This window comes from Desulfobacula sp., from assembly GCF_021107415.1.
Window position 1 is genome coordinate 1 of record NZ_JAIOSW010000167.1, and the last position, 2,890, is coordinate 2,890.

General features: G+C 40.1%; 2 protein-coding genes and 1 pseudogene. All 3 read right to left on the reverse strand.

Going from position 1 to position 2,890, the window contains the following annotated elements; genetic code table 11:
* Positions 1–326, reverse strand: a 326-nt coding sequence (locus K8S13_RS09075) for a hypothetical protein (protein ID WP_291462086.1), incomplete at its 3' end; no start/stop codon positions are given.
* Positions 327–337: 11 nt separating this feature from the next.
* Positions 338–2,182: a UbiD family decarboxylase gene (locus tag K8S13_RS09080; protein ID WP_291462087.1), complete on the reverse strand. Its 1,845-nt coding sequence runs from the start codon at positions 2,180–2,182 to the stop codon at positions 338–340.
* Between the two features lie 6 nt (positions 2,183–2,188).
* Positions 2,189–2,890: pseudogene (locus K8S13_RS09085) on the reverse strand (peptidase M48 Ste24p); the annotation flags it as partial.

Here is a 2,890-nt window from a genome sequence, read left to right on the forward strand (position 1 = left end):
GAACTTTCCAAAGAGATATCAGAAACAACAAGAGTAAAAGTAAATAAGGAAGAAAGACTTAAATTGGCAAATATTTTTTTTGTGGAAAAAAAGATGTCTTTGTTTTTCTCTTTCACAGCCAGGACGTCAATTGTCGCAGTAAGTGCATAAGGATTGATGGCAATTTTTTCAATTGTGACTTCCCTGTTCAGGGCTTTGCTTAATTTATCTTTTAGAATATTCTTTCCAAGAACAGGCAGCAAAAAAAATCCAACCAGGGTATAAAGCACGATGATTGCTGCCAGAATTAATACTATTTTTTTTGAAAGATTATCTTTAATTGTCATACATCCTCCTTCTAAATTATTCCAAAAAGCGGTCCGCCCCTTTTCCCCAATGCATCTACTTTTTCAATAATTTTCTTATCAGATACCAATGGATCTGCATGAAAGGGTTTTATTCTGGCATCTATAATTAAGGGGGGGGTGCATCCCCAATGTTTAAATATGGTTTTTTCATTGACCCCATAAATATCATGGGACGGGTTAGACCTTAAAAAAGTCACCCATAAAAAATTTGAAAACGATTTTGCAACAAAATCGGCATCATCCACCACCACAAACAGGGGCAATGAATCTAAGTCTGTTTGAGTCTGCAAATGTTTTTTCAAACAATTGATTTGTGTTTTGCCTTTTGGATATGTTTGAAAACGTGGGCCTTCAAGCACTACCATGCCCTGAGCGACAATTTTTGGATGCATAAATCCATCTGGTAAAGAAAAATATTGTGGAAATTCTAGTTTCAGGTGCCTTCTTTTTTCACCTGCCACTGCAATAACCAGTTTTGATCCCAGATTTATATTTTGGCTGGAATAATCAAGGGTATCCATGGTTGTTTTTGTAAAAAAATGAAGATCCGATGCAAAATCGATCCGTTCAAGCATATGGATGAAAAAAGCTTTTTCATCATTCACGTCCAATCCGGGATTGTCCTCATGGGCACAGATCAACAAATATTTTGCCAAAGACAACTGACCCGTACCCAGAACCCTGGCTGCATGGGTTAACAATTCCCTTGGCACTCTTTTTTCAATCCTTTTTTCATAGGGGACATATCGCTCATGGGCTTTTACAAGCAGCAAGGGATGAACCCCTGCATCATCCACTGCATTCACGGCTATTACACCCGGAATGCTGTCTTTAACTGCAGATCTTGTGATCTCATGGATCAATCTTCCAAAATTGGAATCTTCCTGTGGCGGACGTCCCACCACGGTAAACGGGAAGATGGCATCTTTCCTGTGATAGACCGATTCCACCTTTAAATACGGATACCCGTGTTCAAGGGAATAGTAGCCCAGGTGATCTCCAAACGGCCCTTCCCTTTTTGTTTTCCCCGGGACAACGACTCCAGTGATACAAAAGTCCGAATCTGCAGAAATCAAATGCTGATTTTTATTTGCATACTTAAAATTCTTACCTGCAAGCGCTCCTGCAAAAGCGATTTCAGGAACACCTTCCGGAAGCGGCATAACAGCGGCCAGCGTATGGGCAGGTGGCCCACCGATAAAAATACTGACTCGTAAGGCACATTTTTTTTCAAGAGCCTTTTTATGATGATTGCCAATTCCCCGGTGCAATTGATAATGAAGCCCGATCTCACTCCCTGGATCATAATCATTTCCTGAAACCTGAATCCTGTACATGCCTAAATTTGAACTGAAAATCGAATCCTTTTCAGGATCTTTGGAAAAAACCTGGGGCAGCAGGATAAATGCCCCGCCATCCCTGGGCCAGCATTTGATCATGGGAAGATCCTGAATAGCACATTTATTTTCCAAGACCTTAGGGTTCGCTGTTTTTAAAGGCAAAGAATGGTACAAGGCCGGCAGAGCTTTTAATATCTTTCCGGGGTGTTTAGCAAGTAAACCCGGGTCTGATTTGATATCCGCAAGGGCTTTAACTGATGCAAGTTGGGGTTCAAGAATTTTAAGTGTTCTCTCCCAGGTCCCAAAGAGATTTGATATAGCAGGAAATTTAGAATTCAGAACATTGGCAAACAAAACTACCGGGCCTTTGGCATTAAACACTCTTCTTGTAATTTCAGCCATTTCAAGGTTTGGATCAACCCAATTGTGGATCTTTACAAGTTCACCCTGTTTTTCCAAGACGTCTATGCATTGCCGGAGGCTTGAAAATCTCATGATTGACTATTTGGCATAACCCCATTCTTTCAGGCGATTATACGCATACTTGGAATATTTATTGGGTTGATAATTGATCATTTTCAGATATGTCATGTAATTATTTGCCGCAGGCTTTGTATCTCCTTTTTTATCAAGGCTATACCCCTTATAAAACTTCATTTGCGGGTTACCCGGTAAAAGTTCATCACATTTGCTAAAATTTTGATAAGCCTTGTCATATTTTTTAAGTTCATTATTTGCAATCCCAGCGATATAGTAGCCCTGGACTTCTGTGGGATATAGCTTTTTCGCCGTATTGGCATATGACAGGGCCGATGCCGGTTTTTTCCTGATCATCAGGCATTTGGACATTAAGACATGGGCCGTATAATCCTCTTTTAATTTATGGATCGATTTTTTAAAACTATTCTCAGCTTTATCATACTCTTTTTTAGCCAAATGCTTTTCTCCCTGCTGCAAAAGTTCTATGCCTCCTTTTTTAGCTCGCAAAGAAGCAATGTTATCCATATATCTTTCACGGTTCAAAAAATAATCTTTTGTATAGCGGTAAACCCCTTTTTCTCTTTGAACAGCAGAATTTAACCGTTCCGCACTCATTGGATGGGTTGAGAAAAGCACCTGGGCAGAGCTTGGGCTTTCTTTATGAAGGGACTCAAGCATTTCCATGAGCCCCACAAATCCTTTGGCAGGATAGCCTGCTTTAAC